Here is a 19,590-nt window from a genome sequence, read left to right as displayed (position 1 = left end):
TAGCAAATTTTGGCTCAAATGACTAGATATACTGCTATCATTCCCCTCCCGAGACTAAAAATTTAATTTTACTGAATTAAATCATCAGTTTAGATGAGCCTTACCAAAAAAATAGATATTTGCCAAGTATGGGAATTGAATTTTTTTGACAAAAGAAAAGCGGGGCTTAGCCCCGCTTTTCCTACATACCTTTTTTGGCTTCTTCGATGGTCTTGTCTATTTTGGCCTGAAGTTCTTCAGGGAGCCCTTCAATACGCACGTTTAAGAAACCACGAACCACAAGACTTGTAGCCTCTTCCTCATCAAGCCCGCGGGCCATAAGATATTCAATCTCTTCCTGGGCGATTTTTCCAACAGCAGCTTCATGGGACATATCAACATTAGCCACGTGGGCTTCAAGCTCTGGAATGGCAAGGATATAGCCCTTGTCTGTAAGCATAAGCCCCTGACACTCTAGGTGGGCTTTAATCTCAGGGGCTTTGCCGATAAGATGCCCTCGGGCAATTACTTCCCCGCCATAACACACGGTGCGCGAAATAATTTCCGCCCGGGTCTCTGGGGCCTCTAGGATAACTCGCGAACCTAAATCTAGGTGGGCACCTTCAGGAGCGGCGATGATCGAAGTGAACTGCCCAATAGCGCCTCGGCCTTTAAGGCGACAGGTAGGATAAGACTGTACTGAGCCTACTTTATCAAGGGAGACATAATTAGAAATCATGACCCCGCCTTCTTCCACCCAGACACCTGTGCGCGGGCGTACATGGATGTTTTCTCCCCACTCGTGAATCATGGTGTAGCTGAACTTGGCGTTTTTCTTAACATAAAACTCAGACACCCCTATATGGAGCCCTGAAGTAACATGCGGATTGGTGGTACAGCCGGTAATAATGTGAAGCTCTGCCCCTTCTTCAACAATCACGATGTTATGTACCCGTTGAGCAACATTGTCGGTGCGAATGTAAAGGCAGGTCTGAAGCGGATAAATTACCTTCTCACCTGGCATAACCCGGATAAAGTAGCCGTTGTCTAAATCCTCAGCGGTAATTTTGGTAAATTCATCTTTCTCTTTAGGAACCGCTTTCCACAAATAGTTTTCAACTAGCCAGTCGTATTTTTTAAGGGCTTCGGTAATTGGAAGTAGCTCGATGCCTTTGGGCACACAATGGCAGGAAACAACCCCACAATCTGCCTGGACAAAAAGGCCAAGTTTGTCTTTTGCTTCAAGATCAATTCCTACTTCCTTTAGCCTTGCAACTTCCTCAGGTGCCAATTCCTCAAGAGAAGTTGGCGGTTTTACTTTTTTAGCTGGAATAAAATCCTCTAATGTTAGATGTTCAGTTCTGTTTCCATTCTTTTCAGACATTTTAAACACTCCTCGTAACCGTGTTTTTGGATACCCTCAAAAATTTCTTGAGGATTTCCTTGACAATAGATTTTGCCATCAAGCATAACGTAGCCCCTATCTGCCGGGACATATTTCAAAATAAACCCTGTATGGGTGATAATGAGCCCGCTTTTTTTGCGGGGCCGATGGGTTTCTTTCTCAAGGAGCTTGCGAATCATGTTCCCAATGACTTCGATATTTTCCACGTCGACACCAGACTCAGGTTCGTCTATCAAGGCAAGATCAGGATTTTGTATTAAAAGTTGCAAAAGTTCGCTTTTCTTAAGCTCTCCTCCGGAAAATCCCAGGTTAACGTCTCTTTCTAGGAACTTTTCAAAACCAAACTCTCGCGCAAGCTCTCTGATACGATAGCCATTTTCTTTGGCACAAAGCTCGAGCATCTCGCGTAATTTAACGCCTTTAATGCTTGGGGGGCGTTGAAACATAATTCCAATACCACGGCGCGCCCGCTCGTAAGGAGGAAGGTCTGTAATATCCTCCCCTTTGAAAAAGATTTTTCCATGGCGCACGCGATATTGCGGGAACCCCATAATGCTCATGAGAAGCGAGGTTTTCCCTGATCCGTTCCGCCCAAAAAGAATGTGTGTCTCGCCAACAGGAATGGTAAGACTCACACCCTTTAAAACCTCTTTACCTTCAACCTCTACCCAAAGGTCCTTGACTTCTAGCATGGGATTCTTTGCCATAGCTCTCACCTTAAAATTAATTTAGTCTGAAAATTATTCCTAGCTAATTAGTATAGTAATTCTTTTTCTCTTTACCGCAAGGGGTAAATGCATAAATATGAAGCTAGCACAAATTTTTAGGAGGGAAATATCCGCTGGTCATTTTGGTTAGAAATCAGACTTTCGGCCCTTAAAGCGAACCTTGCAAGCTTAAAAAAAATAACCGGGCCTGAGGTCAAGTTTTTGCCTGTTATTAAAAGTGAGGCTTACGGCCACGGGTTAGTCCCCGTTGCCCGTACTCTGGCTTCAGAAGGAATTTATGGCTTTGGGCTTTCCGATCTTGATGAGGCCCTACGCATAAGAGAAGCAGGCCTTGCTTTACCTATTTTGCTTTTAAGTGGTTTTGAACCTGCCTGGCTCCCTGAAATTGTCCGTTTAAAAGTGATCCCTGCGGTAATCGACCTTTACCAATTAAAACTTCTGGCAGATTTTGCACGCAACCAAGGAAAATCCATTCCTTTTCATCTAAAAATTGATACTGGCATGGGCCGTTTTGGTATTTTGCCAGAAGAACTCCCGAAGGCCCTTGAAATAATAAAAACTAGCCCCCGACTACGTCTAGAAGGGATTATGTCCCATCTTTCTTGTGCTGAAAAACCAGCTTCTGACCTTACAATTAAACAAAAACGAGTTTTTAGAGAAACATTGGAAAAGCTTACGTCTAAAGGAGTTCAACCCCGTTTTATCCACCTGGCCAATTCTGCCGCCCTGATACTCTCAAAAGATGCCCATTATAATCTAGTTCGCCCCGGACTTGCCCTTTACGGTGCTTATCCGTTTCCCGAAAAGAAAAATTACTTAAAATTGAAACCGGTTATGACGGCCAAAGCCCGTATTTTAAGTGTAAAAAAAATCAAGGCCAGAGGAGCTATCGGCTACGGGCCTCTGTTTACGGCCCCAAAAAATATGGAAATAGCGCTTGTTCCTGTTGGCTATGATGACGGTTATCTCAGAAGCCTTTCAAACACTGGCTTTGGTTGGATAAAAGGGAAAAGGGTTCCTTTGGTGGGAGCGGTCTCCATGCGAGCCATAGCATTTGATGTGACCGGGCTAAATGTCGTACCAGGGGATGAAATAATCCTTCTTGGCGGCCCCAATAGCGAGGTGCCTGCCGAAGAGCTCGCTGCCCGGGGGAAGACTATCCCTTATGAGTTGTTTTGTCTGCTAGGTAGGTGTAGCTTAAAAATATATCTTGACTAAGGATTGGAAATGTTCGGAATAGGCTTTCCTGAGCTAGTAGTCATTTTTGTGGTGGCGCTGATAGTCCTTGGGCCAGAACGTTTGCCAGATGCCGCAAGAAGCGTGGCACGTGTATTTTTCGAATTCAAACGCGCCGCTGAAGAGCTTAAAAAAGAACTTGGCGCGGATGAAATTGTCGAAAGCAAGTCCGAAGTGGAAAAGGTAAAAAGAGAACTTCTTGAAAAAGTTTATAATCCTCTTGAACCTATTGAGATTTCTGAACCGAAAACTAAAAAAACAAGTAGCCAAAAGTCTTCTCCCAAAGAAACTAATCAAGAAAAAGAAAAGACTCCTGAAACTGAAGAAAAATTTATTCCTTCCTTAGAAAAAGATGACTCAAAGGCCTAAAATCACCTTTCTTACCCATTTTGAAGAGCTTCGCAAAAGAATTCTCATTTTTATCGGCTTTTTGTTCTTGGCGTGGATAATACTTTTTACCCAATTTCACCGCTTGGTCCCCTTTCTCATGTGGCCCTATCAACAGGCCTTTCCAGGGCACAAGTTAACGCTTGTTTTCACTACCCTTCCAGAAGCCATTATGGCTGCGCTCAAAAGCACTTTTTTCCTGGCCTTTGCTGTTTCTATTCCGGTATTGGTATATCAGACCTGGCGTTTTCTTTCCCCGGCCTTGTTTCCCCACGAAAAAAAATTTTTTGCTAAGGCCTTTTTTTTAGTTGCCCTTTTTTGTTTGGGTTCCATTGCCTTAGCTTATTTTTTGGTTTTTCCAGCCCTTCTTAAAGTTCTTTTAGGGCTTGGGTACAGTCATTTTGTCTCTTATTTACGCGTGCAAAGCTATCTCGCCTTTTTAGGCAAAGGGCTTCTTTTTGCTGCCATAGTTTCTCAAATCCCTTTAATAACAGCGCTTCTCGTTAAAATCGAAATTCTTCCAAACTACGGGGGAAAGCGGCGCTTGCTTTATCTAGTATGTATTGCTTATGGCTGTGCCCTTTTTCTATCTCCAGGAGATATCGTAGGGCAACTAATTTTGGCTACCTGTTTTTATATTTTATTTGAAAGCGGGTACCTGCTGGCAAAAGTACTTTAAAACACATCCATAAAAGTTTTTTAAATTTTTGTTAAAGGAAGTAAATTTGGTGTAACAATCGCTTCCAAAGGTTTTTTATGAGCTTTAAAAGAATATTTCGGGGAAGAACAGGTTTTGACTGGTGCTGAAATAGAAACTAAGCTTCAAGGGCAAAAATTTTTAAAGGAGGACAAGGTATGCGAAAAATTATGGGGTTATTCTTGGGTTTGGCTTTAACACTTTGCTTTTACGGGTTTGCTATTTCTGGAGACCATGGCCCAGCCACAATTGAATTTCCAGGCGGTAAAAAAGGAAAGGTTGTTTTTAACCACGAAAAGCACCAAAAAGAATTTAAATGCGGTGAGTGCCATCACGGCAAAGACCACAGCCCCTACAAAGAAGGCATGAAAATTCAAAAGTGTGAAACTTGCCACAATAAAAAAGACATGGCCAATAAAAAGCTAAACAGTGTTAGAAAAGCCATGCACAAAAACTGTAAAGGCTGCCACAAGAAGATGGTTAAAGAACATCCCAACGCCCCCACCAAATGTAAACAATGTCACAAGAAAAAGTAGATTGCAAAAAGGGGCCTCACGGCCCCTTTGAAATTATTTAAGGGGTGAAAGAAATGGATCTCAAAAAGTTTGGTGAGTGGCTTAGGTCGCTTAAGAATGAAGGTGTGGATAAAATTCCTCTTGAAGAGCGCCGCAAGTTTCTAAAAATGGGACTTAAAGTAACCGGAGTTTTTGCGGGAGGAACAATTCTTTCTCTAGTTTCGAATATTGACCCGGCCAGGGCTGTTCCTCCTGAATACGTGGGGACTTTTCCTTACAGGCCTCATTACGCTATGGTCTTGATTACCGATAGATGCGTTGACTGTGAAAAATGTATGGAGGCATGTGTAAAGACAAATCATGTTCCTCCTTATGGATGGCGTACTCGTATTTTTGAAAGAAGACTTAAAATCGGACAGGGAGAGTTCGAAAGACAATTTATGCCCGTCCTTTGCAACCACTGCAATGTCCCACCGTGTGTAAGGGTATGTCCTACCAAAGCCACCTTTAAAGACAAAAAGACGGGCATCGTGCGCATGAATTCTAAAAAATGCATTGGCTGCAAAACCTGCATGGTAGCATGCCCTTATGACATGCGTTATTTCAACGAGGAAAAAAGAGCTGTTGACAAATGCGATTTCTGTTGGGAAGCCCGTCTCTCAAAAGGCGGTACTATTACCGCATGTGCTGAGGCCTGCCCCGCAGGAGTAAGAATTTTTGGTGATTTAACGGATCCCAATACTGAAGTTTATAAAATAGTTTATGATCCTACACGGGTGGTATGGGTTTTGAGGCCGGAAACCGGGGCTAAACCAAACGTATTCTACACCATCGAAGGGCTGGGATAATTTAAGCGCAGGAGGACTTTATGAAGCGCTGGTTTATTTTACTACTTCCGTTTATTTTTTCTTTTCTGATCAGCCAACCCCTCTGGGGGCAAGATGACGAGGAAGAATATCCTCAGGAACCAATAATTTTTACCAAGCCTGTCAAGGCTGTTATTTTTGACCACAAATACCATGTGGAAGAAGCTGGTATCAGTTGCGACGATTGCCATGATGATATTTTCGAAATGGCAATTGGTACTGCAGAAGAAAACGACGATTTTAATATGGAATCCCTTTATGAAGGTAAATACTGCGGGGCTTGCCACGACGGTGAAACCGCATTCGCATCCAACAAAAAATGCACTACCTGCCATATTGGTGTGCTAGGCTGGCAGAGATTAAAACGCCAAGAACGAAAAAGTACCCATTAGCCTCTCTGAAAAGAAGCCCTGGCCTTGCCGGGGCTTCTTTTTTGCCTTTTCAAACTTACCAATTTAGTATAAATTTTACTACAAAAAATTTTCATTTATTCTTATGAAGAAAATTCTTCTTTACCCTCAGACAATTTTACGTATTTTAGATGACCTCCAAGAAATCATTTTAGTTACGGATCAAAATCACAAAATTCTTCACTTTAACCGTGCCGCAGAAAAGTTTTTCCAAGAAGAGAGAAGAAGAGTTATAGGGGTTTTTTGCCATAAATTCTTTGAAGCATACTTAGACAAGGAAATTTGTGAACTTTTTAAAGAAAAAATAGCTCAAAAAGAAAGCCTATATCATTTTCCTGTACATTTTTCTCATAAAAAAGAAAAAACTTGCTATATCAGCATAATCGTAAACGAAATAGAAGAAAAAACATTTCTGACAATTTTAATAAACGAACAATTACCATCAGAATTTACCGGAAATATTTTAGACAGCATTGGCGAAGCTCTTGTTGTTATAGACAGAAACTTCAAGATATCCTTTATCAACAAGAAAGCGCTTTTTCTGACTGGATATACGCAAGAAAAAACAATAGGAAAAAATTGTTTTGAAATTTTTAAAACAAATATCTGCAGGAGCAGCTGTATATTAAAACAAAGTTTTAATCAGAAAAAAACCATTAAAAGAAGAGACATTTTTATTTTCAAGAAAGACGGAACAGAATTTCCTGCAGAAGTAATAGCAAGTCCTATCATAATAGACAATAAATTAATCGGCGGAATAGAAATCTTCCGTGATATTAGCTTTGAAATTCAGATGAAAGCTATTTTTGAAAACGTAGGAGATGGAGTTTTTTCCGTAGATAGGCATTTCCATATCACCAGCTTTAACCCTGCCCTTGAAAGGATAACCGGATATTTTGCAGAAGAAGTTATCGGAAGACCCTGTCATGAAATTTTGGGCAGCGATCTTTGCAATAGCGATTGTCCTGTGGCTGCGGCAATTAAAGCTGGAAAAAAAATATCAAACAAACATGCTGTTTTTATTCATAAGAGCGGAAAAAAAGTTCCAGTCTCTATTACTGTTGCGCCTTTAAAAGATAGTGAGGGGAGACTACTTGGAGCTGTTGAAACAGTAAGAGACTTAAGCGAAATCCTTATACTCAGGAAAGAACTTGAACAAAGCTATCGTTTTGGTGACATTCTTTCCAAAAGCCCTAAAATAAAAAGAATATTTGAAATTCTGCCAGATATAGCCGAAAGCGAAAGCACGGTCCTTATAACAGGGGAATCTGGGACTGGAAAAGATATTTTTGCCCGGGCTATTCATGACCTTTCCCCCAGAAAAAATGGCCCCTTTGTAGCAGTTAACTGCGCTGCCATTCCAGACACCTTGCTTGAGAGTGAACTATTCGGCTATAAAGCTGGTGCTTTTACCGATGCCAAAAAAGACAAACCGGGCCGTTTTGCCCTAGCCAACGGGGGGACTCTTTTTCTCGACGAAATAGGAGAAATCCCCCTTGCTCTACAAGCGAAATTGTTACGTGTCCTAGAAACCAAAGAATTTGAACCCCTTGGGGCCTCAAAGCCCGAAAAAGTAGATGTACGCATTATCGCCGCCACCAACCAGGAACTAGAAACCCTCGTTCAAAAAGGTCTTTTTAGACAAGACCTTTTTTATCGTATAAATGTTGCTAGAATTCACCTACCACCTCTTCGAGAGCGCAGGGAAGATATCCCCCTTTTGGTAGAACACTTCATCGAAAAGTTCCGCGCCAGCAAAGGTAAAAATATCATAGGGATTACAGAAGAAGCATTGAGAATTTTAATGGAATATGATTTTCCTGGAAATGTCCGCGAGTTAGAAAACATTATCGAGTACTGTTTTATTATTTGTAAGGAAGGGCTCATATATCCAGAACACTTACCCGATTACCTAAATCCCTATAAAAGGGAACAACCACCTAAGGAAGAGCTATTTCTTCAACCATTGACCCTTGAAGAAATAGAAAAACGCGCCATTTTACAGGCCCTAAAAAGAAATAGATGGCGCAAAATGGCTACCTGCCGGGAACTCGGCATATCCAAAGATACACTCCGTCGCAAACTGCACAAATACGGCATTTCTCCAGAAGGCGCAAAATAAGCCATTCACTTTTTTTGATACAAATCATTTAAGCAATTTATTGAAAACAACCATTGTCAAGAAAAAGGCAATATGGGCTTATTTTGCGCCATTCTGCAGCCAACAGGGCTTATTTTGCGCCCACTTGTTAATATTTTAACAATCTTCTTTCCTGATTTTTTTATTCAGTTTTTCTTGAAAACACTTGGATTCAAAAAACTTTAAATGCGCATGTCAAGTTGGCATGACATATGCATTATCCAATAAGCGATAAAAACAAATGAAAAGAAAAGCTAGAAAGCGATTTTAAAACTTAATCTTTTTTAAAAAACTTATAATCTCGCGTAGTTGACCTAAAAAAATGCTTTTAAAGCAAAAGGGGGATTATCATGAAAGCCTCTCAAGCATTAAAACAAATCATTTCGATAGGAACTTGCAATAAAACAAAAGAGTCCGCACAGAGTAGTTTCCCCTTGGTGGACTATGCCTTAGGGACCTTTTGCTTTTTTATGTTTGTTGCGCTAGGCCCATTTGCCGCAATACCTGCCTTTTTTGCCACTTTTTCCTTACCCAGGATAATCGAAGAATCAAAAAACAATAATTAAAGGAGGCCGGTCATGGCTGAAACAAGAGTAGAAACACTTAAACCTTTTCAGGTGGACATCAGGTTTGCCACCCCGAGAATCACCCTTCTAACTGTTATCGCTCTGTTTCTAACTTTGGTAGGGGTGGCAGCAGGTGTTTGGGGGCTACTTATTGGCCATCACCACATTTGTAATACCACCAGAGAAATTCCTTGGGGAATACTGATTTCTGGTTACATCTACTTCGCCATTATGTCCACAGGGCTTTGTATTCTCTCGGTGCTGGGGCATCTTTTTGGCGGAACGTCTCTTTTACCCCTTGCCAATAGGGCCCTTTATTTATCAATTGCAGCGATCATTGCGGGATTCACCATTATCGGCCTTGAACTAGAAAGCCCCTGGCGCATGTTCTGGATGGCCATAACCCCTAACCCCACTTCTAACATCATGTGGATGGGTGCTTTATATGGCGCTTGCGTAGCCTTTATGCTTTTGGAATTTAGCCTGATTATTTCGAAACGCTACGGCCTAGCATTTGCACTGGGCGTCCTAGGAGCTCTTACCGAGATCGCTGCTAACACCAATCTCGGCGCAGTCTTTGCCCTTATTTCAGCCAAACCTTTCTGGTATGGTGCACAGCTTCCTATCTATTTCATCTGTTCTGCCCTGATGAGTGGTGCCGCCGCTTTGATTTTCTTTAACTACATTGCTTACGAAGTCCGCAAACAACCAATGGACGAAGCTATGCAAAAAGCTACCTCTGCCGCAGGCAAGGTCCTCCTGCTCTTCTTGGTAGCAGTATCTCTAGCCACTATCTGGCGGTTTTTGGCCATTTTCACCGGTGGCTCTGACCAGGGAAGACTTGCCGCAATGGCCTTATTAAATGGCCCCTTGTCTTTTAACTTCTGGTTCTTTGAGATCGCCCTGGGCCTTGTCCTTCCCATAGTAATCCTGGTTTTGGGCGGACTTAGAAATATCCACGCTTTATTTTTAGCCTCTTTGGTAACGCTTCTAGGTGCCTTTTTCCAAAGATATGATTTGGTAGTAGCAGGCCAGATCGTACATCCTTACTACGGATTATTCGAGGACATTCCAAAATATTTGTCTTATTCGCCATCTATTTACGAAATTTTAATGATTATTGGTGGATTCAGCTTACTTGCTACAGCTTTTCTTTTAGGTGAACGCTATTTTGCCGGGGTTTTTGAAAGCAGAGAACACTAAAAAGTTGGGCAGCCTTTAGGGCTGCCCTCAAAAAATAGCCGAAAGGGGTAAAAAAATGAAAAAAGATGAAGCTATTTTCTCCATAGGTACTGCAGCCAAAATCTTGGAAGTCCATCCCCGCACTTTGCGCATATATGAAAAAGAAGGTCTAATCAGACCTGTTCGTCGTGGCACTCGGCGCTACTATTCTATGGACAATATCCAGTGGATTAACTGTTTGCGAAAAATGATTCACGAAAAGGGCTTAAATTTAGCAGGTATCAAAGAGCTTCTAAAATATGCCCCTTGCTGGAGCATTATAGATTGTCCCCCTGAAGTGCGTAACAGGTGCACTGCTTATTTATCTGCAGTTGGAAAAAACGAAAAAGAACAATAGCCAGGTGCCAGGCCAGGGGGCTGGCACCTCCTTGGCTTCTAGCGATGTAAATTTCTCTGAATTTTAGAGAAATATCCGGGCTCTGAGGGCTGTAATTTTATTTTTGTTCTTCCCTGTGAAATTCCCCTTCCATTTTTTGACAATATATACTTCCACTTTTCTTGCAAATAATAATTGTCAAAAAAATCTCTATTCTATTGATATATTTACTTATCAAAACTCAATCCTTCTTAACATAAACTGATTTTTTGCACATACTCTTGACAGAACTACTACCCTATTATAAGACAATTTCCTAGTAGCAAGTTTTGGTGATTTTTTGGATAAGATTTTCTTAAAATTTTAGTTACAGGAGGGTGTCATGGCAGAAACAAGAGAAGCAGTAATAGGTAGAGAGCTGGCTATTGCCCCTAGTAAAGCCAATACCTGGCTTGCCTTGATTTTCGGGCTCATCTTTGCTGTTGGCACTGCCGTGGGAATTTATGGCTTTATCGCGGGGCACGAACACGTTTTCGGCATTACCAGGGAAGTTCCCTGGGGGGTGCTCATTTCTACTTATGTCTTTTTCGTGGTCACCTCAACAGGGCTATGTCTTACCTCTTCTATTGGTCATGTTTTCGGAGTCAAAAGCCTCATGCCCATTGCCAGCCGGAGCGTTTTTTTGGCAATTGCCACTATTTTATCTGGCTTTGCTGTCATAGCTTTTGAGCTGGAAAACCCCTGGCGGATGGCTATTTATAACATTATTTCTCCTAACCTGACCTCAAATATCTGGTGGATGGGAACCCTCTACGGAGCTTATCTTTTCTTTATGTTAGTTGAGTTTGCCCTTTTAAAAATGGGACATCATCGCAAAGCCGGGCTTGCCGGGCTTATGGGAGTTATAGCTGGCGTTGCGGCACACAGTAACCTTGGAGCCGTATTTGGCCTGGTTGGTGCAAAAGAATTTTGGCATGGCCCATACATGCCCATCTATTTCATCGCCTCAGCCATGATGAGCGGCGGAGCTGCTATCATCTTTTTCACCTGGCTCGCTTATAAAGTAAATGGCTGGGAAATAGATGCCAAAACAAGAAAAGCCTTAGAGGTTACCGGAAAAATCTATGCCCTTCTTTTGGCCATTGTCATGTTTTTCACCACCTGGAAAATCATTGCCGGCCTAGCTGGGCAGCCTCCTGGCAAATACGAAGCCACCATGGCGCTTATCGCTGGCCCCTACGCCTTTAATTTTTGGTTCTTCGAAATAGGTCTCGGTCTGGTGCTCCCCTTTGTAGTAATTCTTGCGGTAAAAGCCCGCAATATCCCTGCCATGGCTATTGTCTCAGGTCTTGCTCTTCTTTCCATCTTTGTTATGCGCTATGATTTGGTAGTAGTTGGCCAAATAGTGCCCCATTACGAAGGATTAGGTATCGTGGATATGCCTCACCTTTACCACTACAGCCCCACTTTTCTTGAATGGCTTGTGGTGCTTGGAGGTTTTGGTCTATGTGGCATGCTTTTCTTTATGGGAGAAAGACTTTTCCGCGGACACCTTGACGAACATTAAAATATTAAACGCCTAACATAATAGAGGATCCGTTCCCATTTTTTGGAACGAAAAATGGGAACGGATCCTAGATTTTATTCTTCTAGCATCTCAAAAATTTTTTGGCGCACTTCAGCAATTCCTTCTTTAGTCTTGCAGGAACAAAGGAAAACATCTTCCTCTTTTAAGCCAAATTTTTCCAAATACTTTTTTTTGAGATTAGGTCTTGCGGTTTTTTTAGCGCGGTCGATCTTGTTTAAAACAACAATGAAACGGCGACCAATCTTTTTTACATAATCAAGGAGCAGCAAGTCTAGCTCGTCGGGCTCTCTTCTAATATCAAAAATCAAAACCAAAAGTTTAAGCCGCCTCGGAGAAGAAAGATAGGTTTCAATGAGTTTTTGCCAGGCTGCACGCACCTTGGGAGACACTTTTGCAAAGCCAAAACCTGGCAAATCCACCACCCAAAAACGATGATCCACCCGAAAAAAATTAATAGCCTTAGTAAATCCAGGGGTAGAAGAAACACGGGCCAGCTTTTTTTGCCCTAAAAAAGCATTAATCAAAGAAGATTTCCCAACGTTTGAGCGACCCAAAAAGGCCACCTCAGATAGTTTGGGTTGAGGAAGGTCCTCTGGCTTAAAAACACTTTTTTCAAAGACGACCTGTTTAACTTTTGGTTTCATAGGCGTTCCTTTCCTATAAAATCCCTCCTATGCACAAACCAGCTATAATCAAGTATAATTTAAGGCAACAAAAATTCCCTATCTAAGGTGATAAAAATGGAAAAAACCGTAATCGACGGCGTAACTTTACATCTTTCTCACCCTGACGAATTGAACTTGGTCTGCGTTGGCCAGGAAGAAGTCATCAAACAGATCCTTGCGGCCTGGATGATTATTGACGAAAAAGACCTCCCGCTTAATCCAAGGCTGGTAGGAAAACCAGGCGTAGGGAAAACCACCCTGGCATATGCCGCTGCCAAACGCCTTGGCCGCGAGGTCTATATCTTTCAGGCAACCGTTGACACCAGGCCAGAAGACCTTCTCATAACCCCGGTAATTTCTGACGAAGGTCGTATCAAATATATGGCAAGCCCTATTGTTTCGGCTATGATCCGTGGAGGAGTTGCTATCATTGACGAAGCAAACCGCATGAGCGAAAAAAGCTGGGCCTCCCTTGCACCACTGCTTGATTCACGACGTTACGTAGAATCCATTGTTGCCGGCATAAAGATCAAAGCACATCCAGATTTCCGCATCTGCGTAACCATGAACGAAGACGCTTCCACCTTTGAAGTGCCTGAGTATATCCACTCAAGGCTTCAGCCCCAAATATACGTTGATTTTCCGGAGGCTGAAGAAGAATACGAAATGCTTAAAGCCAACCTCCCTTTTGCTGACGAAGAAATACTCAACTACGTGGTTTCTTTTCTCCAACTCGCCCACAGGGCTGGCGAAGCTTATTCCGTGCGTGACGGGGTAAACATTGCCCGTTACGCTATGAAAAGGCTCCTAGGGCCAGACAAAAATCAGGACAAAAAAGAAGTTTTAAAAGACTCTTTGGCCCAAATCTTAGGACAAACAGCCCTTATCTTTTGGCCAGACCAGCAAGAAAAACCAAGACTTAGGCCGGTATAATATGCCTTCACGAGCAAAAGACTGGTTTCAACAGGCATTACGGGACTTAGAACAGGCAGAGGATTCAGCACGTGCGAGAAGACACGAATGGGCATGTTTTGCAGCACAGCAAGCTGCTGAAAAAGCGGTAAAATCCCTTCACCTGTATCTTGGTCAAGAAGCCTGGGGGCACGTAATAGCAAAGCTTCTGGCAGAATTACCCCAGCAAGTAAAAGTTTCTGACGATTTGATTCATAAGGCGATGGTGCTTGACAATTTTTATATTCCAACACGTTATCCAAACGGCCACCCGGAAGGGGCCCCTTTTGAACACTTTGGACCAATACAAAGTAAACAGGCTATAGAGTATGCCCGTGAGATCATTGAATTCGTCCGTAGTGAAATGGCCCACTAAAGAAAAAGTCTGGAAAGCTTTAGAAAAATGGGCCTTGAGACTGAAAAAAAACGAAAACGTCTGCAGGATAGGAGTTTTCGGCTCTTATAGCAGAAACGATGCAGGTGTAGGAAGCGATCTCGATGTTGTTATTATCCTGCGCCAGACAGATAAACCTTTTTATAGAAGGGGGACAGAATTTTACCCGCTTGATTTTCCTGTTCCCGTGGACTTGCTAGTTTATAACGAAAAAGAATGGCAAAAAATGGAAAAAGAAGGAAAACGCATAACCAAAGAAGTAATATGGATCATTTGAAGCTTCCACATATTAAAATAAACGGCGCTGACGTTTTCTTTCTTCCTGTGCTTCATGGCAAGCTCGAATTTGCCCAGGCGGTACGTAAATATCTCAAAAAGCTTAAGCCTGAAGCCGTAGCTGTTGAGTATCCTGAAACACTGGCCTCAAAAATAATGCGGGGGGTAAAGCGTCTTCCCCTACTCTCGGTTGTTTCTTATCAAGAAAAAGACGGCACCACGGTATATCTTTTGATTGAACCCGTTGAACCCCTGGTAGAAGCTATTCGCACAGGGACTGAATTGGGCTCAGGAATTCACTTTGTTGACCTTGATTTAGAAGGCTATCAGGGTCACCAGGACGTCTTTCCCGACTCTTATGCGGTAGCTCGCCTGGGATACGAAACTTTTACAACCGAAGCCTTAAAGCAAACTTATCACAAAGACCCGCTTGACATACATCGCGAGCGCACCATTGCATATCACCTTAAAAAGCTCGCCCAAAATTATCGTTCTGTAGTGTTCGTGGGCGGCCTGGCTCACATCACGGCCGTTTGTGAGTTTTTAAAACAAGAAAATCTCCCCCAACCATTTGAGAAGAAGAAACGCGAAGGTGTTCAAGTCTTCCATCTGGATACCCTTTCAAGCCGCGAAGTATTGTCTGAGATCGGCTACTTTCAGGGCGTTTATGAAAACGCCCGCCAAAAAGACGAAGAATTAGATCGTCTTGAACTCTACGGAAGGCTTTTGAAAGACGCCTTAACCCAACACGAAGAAAAAAATAAAGAAATCGTTTTCCCACGGCATATAAAAATTCTCAATCAGTTTGCCAGAAACTATGCCCTGCTTGAAGGGAAATTAGTCCCCGATTTTTACCAGTTTTTGGTTGCTGCCCGTGGCAGCATAAACGACGACTTTGCTTGGGAACTCTGGGAGCTTGGCACAAGATATCCTTTTCAAACCGAGGAGCCCGACCTGTGCCCCCTAAGGATAAGTTTAGAAGACCTTTTCAGACCACACAAAAAAATCAAGTTCTTTCGCAAGTTAAAGCCCCTTAGGCGCAAACGCTTGATGCCGGTCAAGAAAAAACCTGTTGAAAAAAAGCCTGGCGAGTGGAAAGAGTCCTGGCGAGGCATAAATATTTGTTCTTTTCCCCCTGAAGACTTAGTTGTCGAAGGTTTTGGCCGTTACGTAATGAAAAAGGCCTTAAAGGTGCTTGCAGAAGACCTACGCCGGGTGGAGCCATTTCTAAGCTCCTTAAAGGACGGCATTGACCTTCGTGAAACCATAAGACACTGGTATGAAGGGCGCATCTACGTTAAAGAAGAACGCCCGGTGGCGGGGAAAGTGGGCTCAGTGGTGGTAATTTTTGATGAGGACGAACAGTTTGACGGGAAAGAAAAATACCCCTGGAAGCTTACCTGGCATGGCGAGCACGAACAGGAATCCGACATGGCATTCTATGCCACCAGAGCCGGAGAAATCGTAGTGGGGCCTGGGATCTCGCGCTGCCATTACGGAGGTTTTATGCTCACCTACCCTCCCATGAGGGTTTACGACATCTGGGACGATCCTTTATTTGATTTTGCCAGAACTAAACCAGAAAGACTTTTGCTCGCAGGAATTGACTACTCTTTAGAAAAATACGTGGTCTATATTGCCAAAAAACCGCCGTCATCGCTTGCCAAAAGGTTCGCCACACACCAAGGGAAAAAAGTCATCTATTTACCTATTGGGCAATTTTCGCCGAGTTTGTTAAAAAAAATTCAAACTTTTCATGTACTTGAGGGGCACTACGTGCGTCTTTACGCCCACAAATTCATCGAAGGCGAGTAAAAGATTGCACCTACCAACAAAAAGAATTAAATTTTAGTCATGAGTGCGAAACGATTCTTTTTCAGAATTTTGTTAATTTTGTTGCTAATTGGAAGCATTTTCCTTGGCTGGAAAAATTTTATCCGGGTAAGTGAAGCAAAAATAGAAGCCCCGCGCACCGCTTCTTTTGACGAAGAAAAAGTCCTCTTACTAATGAGGTATCACGGCGCTTTGGTAGCAAGAAATATCAACGGTAAATGGTATTTTCTTTCCAAGTACGGGCGCTGGATTCCTCTTGAAACCAAGCAGGCTTGCCAATTTCTGGCCCAAAACTATCCCCGCCATGTCTCCTGTTTCTAAGGTTCGCCTGGGCATAATAGGCGGTGCCGGGCGCATGGGCCGCTGGTTCAAGCGTATTTTTGAAGCAGAAGGCTATGAAGTCTTGGTAGCAGATAAAGGAACACCTCTGTCCAATCAAGACCTAGCCAAAGCTTGTGACGTAGTCTTTGTCTCAGTCCCCATGTCTGCTTTTGAAGAAGTGGTCAAAGAAATAGGCCCTCTGCTCACAGAAAAACAGGGATTAATCGATTTTTGTTCGCTAAAAAAAGAACAAAACGAAATCATGCTGGCCCATACCACTTGTGAAGTGGTGGCGGCTCATCCTTTGTTTGGCCCTGGCGAAAAAGACCTTACCAACCAAAAAGTAGCCCTCTGGCCTTCAAGGGGCAAAAAATGGTTCAACTGGTTCGAGGAATTCCTTAAAGCCCAAAAAGCACAAACTATCGTAGTACCACCAGATGACCACGACCGTATTATGGCTATTGTTCAAGTGATAAACCATCTTATGTTGCTTGCCCTGGGAAAGTTGATGGGAAGCGCTGGGTTAGAGCTTGAGCTTATCCAAAAGCTTGCCACCCCAAGCTTTGTGCGCCAGCTTGACATTGTAGCACGCTTTGCCGACCAAGACCCTTATCTTTATGGCCTGATTCAGTTTGATAACCCTTTGGGTGAAGAAATGCGCCACAAGTATCTAGATATTCTCGAGGAACTAACTGCCATCGCAGATAAAAAAGACATGGAAAATTTCGTAAAGGTTTTTAAAGAGGTTCAAAACTTGAGCCACAAGCTCAAATTACACTAAAGCCGCTCAAGGCGGGCAAATTTTAGATGTAAGGTCCTTTCTCCGGCATTGGCAAATTGAACGGTTACTTTATCAATGTCTGCCATACATTTTACCTTCCCTTCGCCAAAAACCGGGTGCCAGACTAAATCTCCCGGACGAAAAGTGCTAGATGCTTCCTCTTCGTCTTCAGCCAAGAATGAATCCATTTGCTCGTGCCATTCTTTTAAATTGTCCCGCACTTCTTCAATAAAACGCGAGGGTTTACTAAAGATTCGCCCTTCTCCTGGAGCATAGTAGGTGGCAGGATAGGTAAGAAATAACTTTTCTTTGGCCCTGGTAACTGCCACATAAAAAAGACGGCGCTCTTCTTCTACGGCCTCTTCTTTACCCACAGCATAACTTGAAGGAAAACGGCCTTCTGCCAGTGAAATAACAAAAACGCATTGCCATTCAAGGCCTTTAGCAGAATGAACCGTTGAAAGGGTGAGTTTTTCGTCTTCGTTTTCAAGGGGCTCAATATCAGCAACACTTGCTTCAGGAGGCTCAAGAGCCAGGTCAGCCAAAAATTCGTCTATAGATTGATATTTGTGGGCAATGGCCAGCAACTGATCAAGGTCTTTCGCCCTTTTTGGGTGGTCATCGTAATAAACCCGTTCAAAAATGGATTCGTAATAATCATAAAGTCTGGAGAGCTTTTCTTCTGGAGGAAAATCCCTGCGTAGCTCGTCAAGCAAAACCACAAGCTTATCTAACCCTTTGGCAAAAGAAGGTTTGGCTGGGTAACGTTTGAGGGCCTCAATGGGATCCGGTTCTATTTTTATGGTTTCCATAATGCGCTTTGAAGTCTTAGGGCCAATGCCTTCGATTAAAAGCAAAACCCTATTCCAGGCAAGCATATCGTAGGGGTTTATAAGAAGGCGCAAGTGGGCCACGATGTCTTTGATGTGGGCGGTTTCAATAAGTTTCATGCCACCATGTTTTACAAAAGGGATATTCCGCTTGGCCAGCTCGAGCTCAAGATCAAAAGAATGATAAGCAGAGCGAAAAAGCACCGCCATCTCTGAAAGAGGGATACCTTCTTCGCGCAGTTCTAAGATTTTTTCCGCAATAAAACGGCTTTGATCTGCTTCGTCACGAGCCTTGTAAAAAAGAGGAATGTCTCCGCCTTCGCGTTTGGTAAAAAGACATTTGGTATATTTTTCCTTGGCGTGTTCAATTACCTTGTTAGCCAGGTCAAGGATGGGCTGGCGTGAACGGTAATTTTCTTCAAGTTTTATGATCTTGGCGTTGGGGAATAACTTGGGAAATTCTATAATGTTCTTAAAGTTTGCCCCGCGAAAGGCATAGATGGACTGGGAATCATCTCCTACCACCATCACATTTCCGTGATCTTCGGCCATAAAACGCACGATTTCTGCCTGAAGGGCGTTGGTATCCTGATACTCATCCACCATGATAAACTCAAAACGCCTGGCCATCTCTCTGCGGACTTCTGGAAACCCCTTAAGCACACGAAACCAGTTGACCAGCAGGTCATCATAGTCCATGAGTTGATGCTCTTGTTTGTAGCGGATGTAATGCTCAAAAAGGCGCGCAAGGTCTTCTAAATCATCAAGAAAATGGGGATATTCTTCGTTAATGACCTCTTCTAAAGAGATGCGTTTATTGACAGCCATGCTGAAGATTGAGGCGATCGTCTCTTTGCGGGGAAACCTGCGCTTTCTGTCTGCAAGGCCCAGTGCGGTGCGCAAGAGATTAATAGCGTCTTCAGCATCTCCGCGGTCAAGGATGGTAAAATTACGGCTATAACCAAGGAGATGGCCGTACTGGCGAAGCATTAAGTGGGCTAAAGAGTGAAAGGTGCCCCCAGAGACATGCTCACATTTTTCATCAAGGAGAAGCGCAGCCCTGCGCAACATTTCTCGCGCAGCCTTACGGGTAAAGGTAAGCAAGAGGATGCGTTCAGGGGGAACTCCCTCTTCCACAAGCCGTGCTACCCGGTAAACTAGGGTGCGGGTTTTCCCTGAACCTGCCCCTGCGATAACAAGAACGGGGCCAAAAATGGTCCTAACCGCCTCAAGTTGAGCTGGGTTAAGCTCATTTGCATAATCAATTTTGTATCCCATAGCGCCTAAAGCTTACCCCACGAATCACCAATCGACCAGTAGCGTTAGGTTACAAGTCGCTAAAGGGGACAGGCAAAAATTCTTAAGTCTCCTTTCTGTCCAACCGATTTAAAAGAAAAGGGACAGGCAAATTTTTGAAGGAGGCTAACCATGGCTCGTATACCTAGAAAGTTCATCAAAAACCCA

At 43.1% G+C, this 19,590-nt stretch carries 21 protein-coding genes; 17 read left to right on the top strand and 4 right to left on the bottom strand.

The features are described 5' to 3' along the window. Positions 1–181: 181 nt before the first annotated feature. Both H528_RS0110555 and H528_RS0110550 read right to left on the bottom strand, forming a co-directional pair. Positions 182–1,363, bottom strand: a complete 1,182-nt coding sequence (locus H528_RS0110555; RefSeq protein ID WP_022854277.1) for a SufB/SufD family protein — start codon at positions 1,361–1,363, stop codon at positions 182–184. Next, positions 1,327–2,076, bottom strand: coding sequence for an ATP-binding cassette domain-containing protein (locus tag H528_RS0110550; RefSeq protein WP_028845915.1), 750 nt, complete (start codon positions 2,074–2,076; stop codon positions 1,327–1,329). Before H528_RS0110550 ends, H528_RS0110555 begins: the two co-directional genes overlap by 37 nt. A gap of 144 nt (positions 2,077–2,220) precedes the next feature. On the opposite strand from H528_RS0110550, the gene alr reads away from it, so the two are divergent. The 11 genes from alr (at position 2,221) to nrfD (H528_RS0110485) (ending at position 12,054) form a co-directional block, all read left to right on the top strand. Further along, on the top strand, positions 2,221–3,330 hold the full coding sequence (gene alr / locus H528_RS0110545) for an alanine racemase (RefSeq protein ID WP_028845914.1): 1,110 nt from the start codon (positions 2,221–2,223) through the stop codon (positions 3,328–3,330). A gap of 9 nt (positions 3,331–3,339) precedes the next feature. Next, positions 3,340–3,717: a Sec-independent protein translocase protein TatB gene (gene tatB / locus H528_RS14190; RefSeq protein ID WP_051132506.1), complete on the top strand. Its 378-nt coding sequence runs from the start codon at positions 3,340–3,342 to the stop codon at positions 3,715–3,717. Further along, the gene (gene tatC / locus H528_RS0110535; protein WP_022854275.1) at positions 3,701–4,414 is read left to right on the top strand and encodes a twin-arginine translocase subunit TatC; all 714 of its coding nucleotides are present in this window, start codon (positions 3,701–3,703) and stop codon (positions 4,412–4,414) included. Before tatB ends, tatC begins: the two co-directional genes overlap by 17 nt. A gap of 176 nt (positions 4,415–4,590) precedes the next feature. After that, a complete protein-coding gene (locus H528_RS13560) occupies positions 4,591–4,968 on the top strand; it encodes a cytochrome c3 family protein (RefSeq protein ID WP_022854274.1) in 378 nt (125 codons plus the stop codon). Between the two features lie 53 nt (positions 4,969–5,021). Beyond that, complete coding sequence (locus H528_RS0110525; protein WP_022854273.1) at positions 5,022–5,795, top strand: 4Fe-4S dicluster domain-containing protein; 774 nt, start codon at positions 5,022–5,024, stop codon at positions 5,793–5,795. 20 nt (positions 5,796–5,815) lie between these two features. After that, a complete protein-coding gene (locus H528_RS13555; protein WP_022854272.1) occupies positions 5,816–6,205 on the top strand; it encodes a cytochrome c3 family protein in 390 nt (129 codons plus the stop codon). 103 nt (positions 6,206–6,308) lie between these two features. Next, the gene (locus H528_RS0110510; protein WP_022854270.1) at positions 6,309–8,345 is read left to right on the top strand and encodes a sigma 54-interacting transcriptional regulator; all 2,037 of its coding nucleotides are present in this window, start codon (positions 6,309–6,311) and stop codon (positions 8,343–8,345) included. Between the two features lie 368 nt (positions 8,346–8,713). Further along, complete coding sequence (locus tag H528_RS0110500) at positions 8,714–8,929, top strand: hypothetical protein (RefSeq protein ID WP_022854268.1); 216 nt, start codon at positions 8,714–8,716, stop codon at positions 8,927–8,929. Between the two features lie 12 nt (positions 8,930–8,941). Continuing rightward, on the top strand, positions 8,942–10,132 hold the full coding sequence (nrfD, locus tag H528_RS0110495; protein ID WP_022854267.1) for an NrfD/PsrC family molybdoenzyme membrane anchor subunit: 1,191 nt from the start codon (positions 8,942–8,944) through the stop codon (positions 10,130–10,132). A 55-nt stretch (positions 10,133–10,187) separates the two neighbouring features. Then, on the top strand, positions 10,188–10,508 hold the full coding sequence (locus H528_RS0110490; protein WP_022854266.1) for a MerR family transcriptional regulator: 321 nt from the start codon (positions 10,188–10,190) through the stop codon (positions 10,506–10,508). A 361-nt stretch (positions 10,509–10,869) separates the two neighbouring features. Next, the gene (gene nrfD, locus H528_RS0110485; protein WP_022854265.1) at positions 10,870–12,054 is read left to right on the top strand and encodes an NrfD/PsrC family molybdoenzyme membrane anchor subunit; all 1,185 of its coding nucleotides are present in this window, start codon (positions 10,870–10,872) and stop codon (positions 12,052–12,054) included. A 74-nt stretch (positions 12,055–12,128) separates the two neighbouring features. Here the strand turns inward: nrfD (H528_RS0110485) and yihA are convergent, their stop codons facing one another. Further along, complete coding sequence (yihA, locus tag H528_RS0110480) at positions 12,129–12,719, bottom strand: ribosome biogenesis GTP-binding protein YihA/YsxC (protein ID WP_022854264.1); 591 nt, start codon at positions 12,717–12,719, stop codon at positions 12,129–12,131. A 96-nt stretch (positions 12,720–12,815) separates the two neighbouring features. Between yihA and H528_RS0110475 the strand changes: the two genes are divergently transcribed. The 6 genes from H528_RS0110475 to H528_RS13550 are packed head-to-tail and all read left to right on the top strand — an operon-like array spanning position 12,816 to position 17,296. Then, a complete protein-coding gene (locus H528_RS0110475) occupies positions 12,816–13,673 on the top strand; it encodes an AAA family ATPase (protein ID WP_022854263.1) in 858 nt (285 codons plus the stop codon). Between the two features lies 1 nt (position 13,674). Beyond that, positions 13,675–14,067 (top strand): HEPN domain-containing protein, encoded by a 393-nt coding sequence (locus tag H528_RS0110470; protein ID WP_022854262.1) that lies wholly within the window; start codon positions 13,675–13,677, stop codon positions 14,065–14,067. Further along, on the top strand, positions 14,051–14,362 hold the full coding sequence (locus tag H528_RS0110465) for a nucleotidyltransferase family protein (protein WP_218969834.1): 312 nt from the start codon (positions 14,051–14,053) through the stop codon (positions 14,360–14,362). The genes H528_RS0110470 and H528_RS0110465 overlap by 17 nt, the downstream gene beginning before the upstream one ends. Further along, a complete protein-coding gene (locus H528_RS0110460; RefSeq protein ID WP_022854260.1) occupies positions 14,350–16,176 on the top strand; it encodes a hypothetical protein in 1,827 nt (608 codons plus the stop codon). Before H528_RS0110465 ends, H528_RS0110460 begins: the two co-directional genes overlap by 13 nt. Positions 16,177–16,215: 39 nt before the next feature. Next, positions 16,216–16,515, top strand: a complete 300-nt coding sequence (locus H528_RS0110455; RefSeq protein WP_028845912.1) for a hypothetical protein — start codon at positions 16,216–16,218, stop codon at positions 16,513–16,515. Then, positions 16,499–17,296 (top strand): prephenate dehydrogenase/arogenate dehydrogenase family protein, encoded by a 798-nt coding sequence (locus H528_RS13550; RefSeq protein ID WP_022854258.1) that lies wholly within the window; start codon positions 16,499–16,501, stop codon positions 17,294–17,296. Before H528_RS0110455 ends, H528_RS13550 begins: the two co-directional genes overlap by 17 nt. On the opposite strand, the gene H528_RS0110445 is transcribed toward H528_RS13550, so the two are convergent. Further along, a complete protein-coding gene (locus H528_RS0110445) occupies positions 17,293–19,404 on the bottom strand; it encodes a DUF3553 domain-containing protein (protein WP_022854257.1) in 2,112 nt (703 codons plus the stop codon). The genes H528_RS13550 and H528_RS0110445 overlap by 4 nt on opposite strands. Positions 19,405–19,590: the final 186 nt, after the last annotated feature.

This window comes from Thermodesulfatator atlanticus DSM 21156, assembly GCF_000421585.1.
Taxonomy (GTDB): Bacteria; Desulfobacterota; Thermodesulfobacteria; order Thermodesulfobacteriales; family Thermodesulfatatoraceae; genus Thermodesulfatator; species Thermodesulfatator atlanticus.
The sequence above is the reverse complement of the archived record's forward strand: the minus strand, read 5'-3'. Positions and strand labels throughout refer to the sequence as shown.

Excerpts from the sequence above, each read along its gene's own strand:
- H528_RS0110555 (WP_022854277.1), bottom strand. The coding sequence starts at position 1,363 with ATGTCTGAAAAGAATGGAAACAGAACTGAACATCTAACATTAGAGGAT.
- H528_RS0110550 (WP_028845915.1), bottom strand. The coding sequence starts at position 2,076 with ATGCTAGAAGTCAAGGACCTTTGGGTAGAGGTTGAAGGTAAAGAGGTT.
- tatB (WP_051132506.1), top strand. The coding sequence starts at position 3,340 with ATGTTCGGAATAGGCTTTCCTGAGCTAGTAGTCATTTTTGTGGTGGCG.
- tatC (WP_022854275.1), top strand. The coding sequence starts at position 3,701 with ATGACTCAAAGGCCTAAAATCACCTTTCTTACCCATTTTGAAGAGCTT.
- H528_RS13560 (WP_022854274.1), top strand. The coding sequence starts at position 4,591 with ATGCGAAAAATTATGGGGTTATTCTTGGGTTTGGCTTTAACACTTTGC.
- H528_RS0110525 (WP_022854273.1), top strand. The coding sequence starts at position 5,022 with ATGGATCTCAAAAAGTTTGGTGAGTGGCTTAGGTCGCTTAAGAATGAA.
- H528_RS13555 (WP_022854272.1), top strand. The coding sequence starts at position 5,816 with ATGAAGCGCTGGTTTATTTTACTACTTCCGTTTATTTTTTCTTTTCTG.
- H528_RS0110510 (WP_022854270.1), top strand. The coding sequence starts at position 6,309 with ATGAAGAAAATTCTTCTTTACCCTCAGACAATTTTACGTATTTTAGAT.
- H528_RS0110500 (WP_022854268.1), top strand. The coding sequence starts at position 8,714 with ATGAAAGCCTCTCAAGCATTAAAACAAATCATTTCGATAGGAACTTGC.
- nrfD (WP_022854267.1), top strand. The coding sequence starts at position 8,942 with ATGGCTGAAACAAGAGTAGAAACACTTAAACCTTTTCAGGTGGACATC.
- H528_RS0110490 (WP_022854266.1), top strand. The coding sequence starts at position 10,188 with ATGAAAAAAGATGAAGCTATTTTCTCCATAGGTACTGCAGCCAAAATC.
- nrfD (WP_022854265.1), top strand. The coding sequence starts at position 10,870 with ATGGCAGAAACAAGAGAAGCAGTAATAGGTAGAGAGCTGGCTATTGCC.
- yihA (WP_022854264.1), bottom strand. The coding sequence starts at position 12,719 with ATGAAACCAAAAGTTAAACAGGTCGTCTTTGAAAAAAGTGTTTTTAAG.
- H528_RS0110475 (WP_022854263.1), top strand. The coding sequence starts at position 12,816 with ATGGAAAAAACCGTAATCGACGGCGTAACTTTACATCTTTCTCACCCT.
- H528_RS0110470 (WP_022854262.1), top strand. The coding sequence starts at position 13,675 with ATGCCTTCACGAGCAAAAGACTGGTTTCAACAGGCATTACGGGACTTA.
- H528_RS0110460 (WP_022854260.1), top strand. The coding sequence starts at position 14,350 with ATGGATCATTTGAAGCTTCCACATATTAAAATAAACGGCGCTGACGTT.
- H528_RS0110455 (WP_028845912.1), top strand. The coding sequence starts at position 16,216 with ATGAGTGCGAAACGATTCTTTTTCAGAATTTTGTTAATTTTGTTGCTA.
- H528_RS13550 (WP_022854258.1), top strand. The coding sequence starts at position 16,499 with ATGTCTCCTGTTTCTAAGGTTCGCCTGGGCATAATAGGCGGTGCCGGG.
- H528_RS0110445 (WP_022854257.1), bottom strand. The coding sequence starts at position 19,404 with ATGGGATACAAAATTGATTATGCAAATGAGCTTAACCCAGCTCAACTT.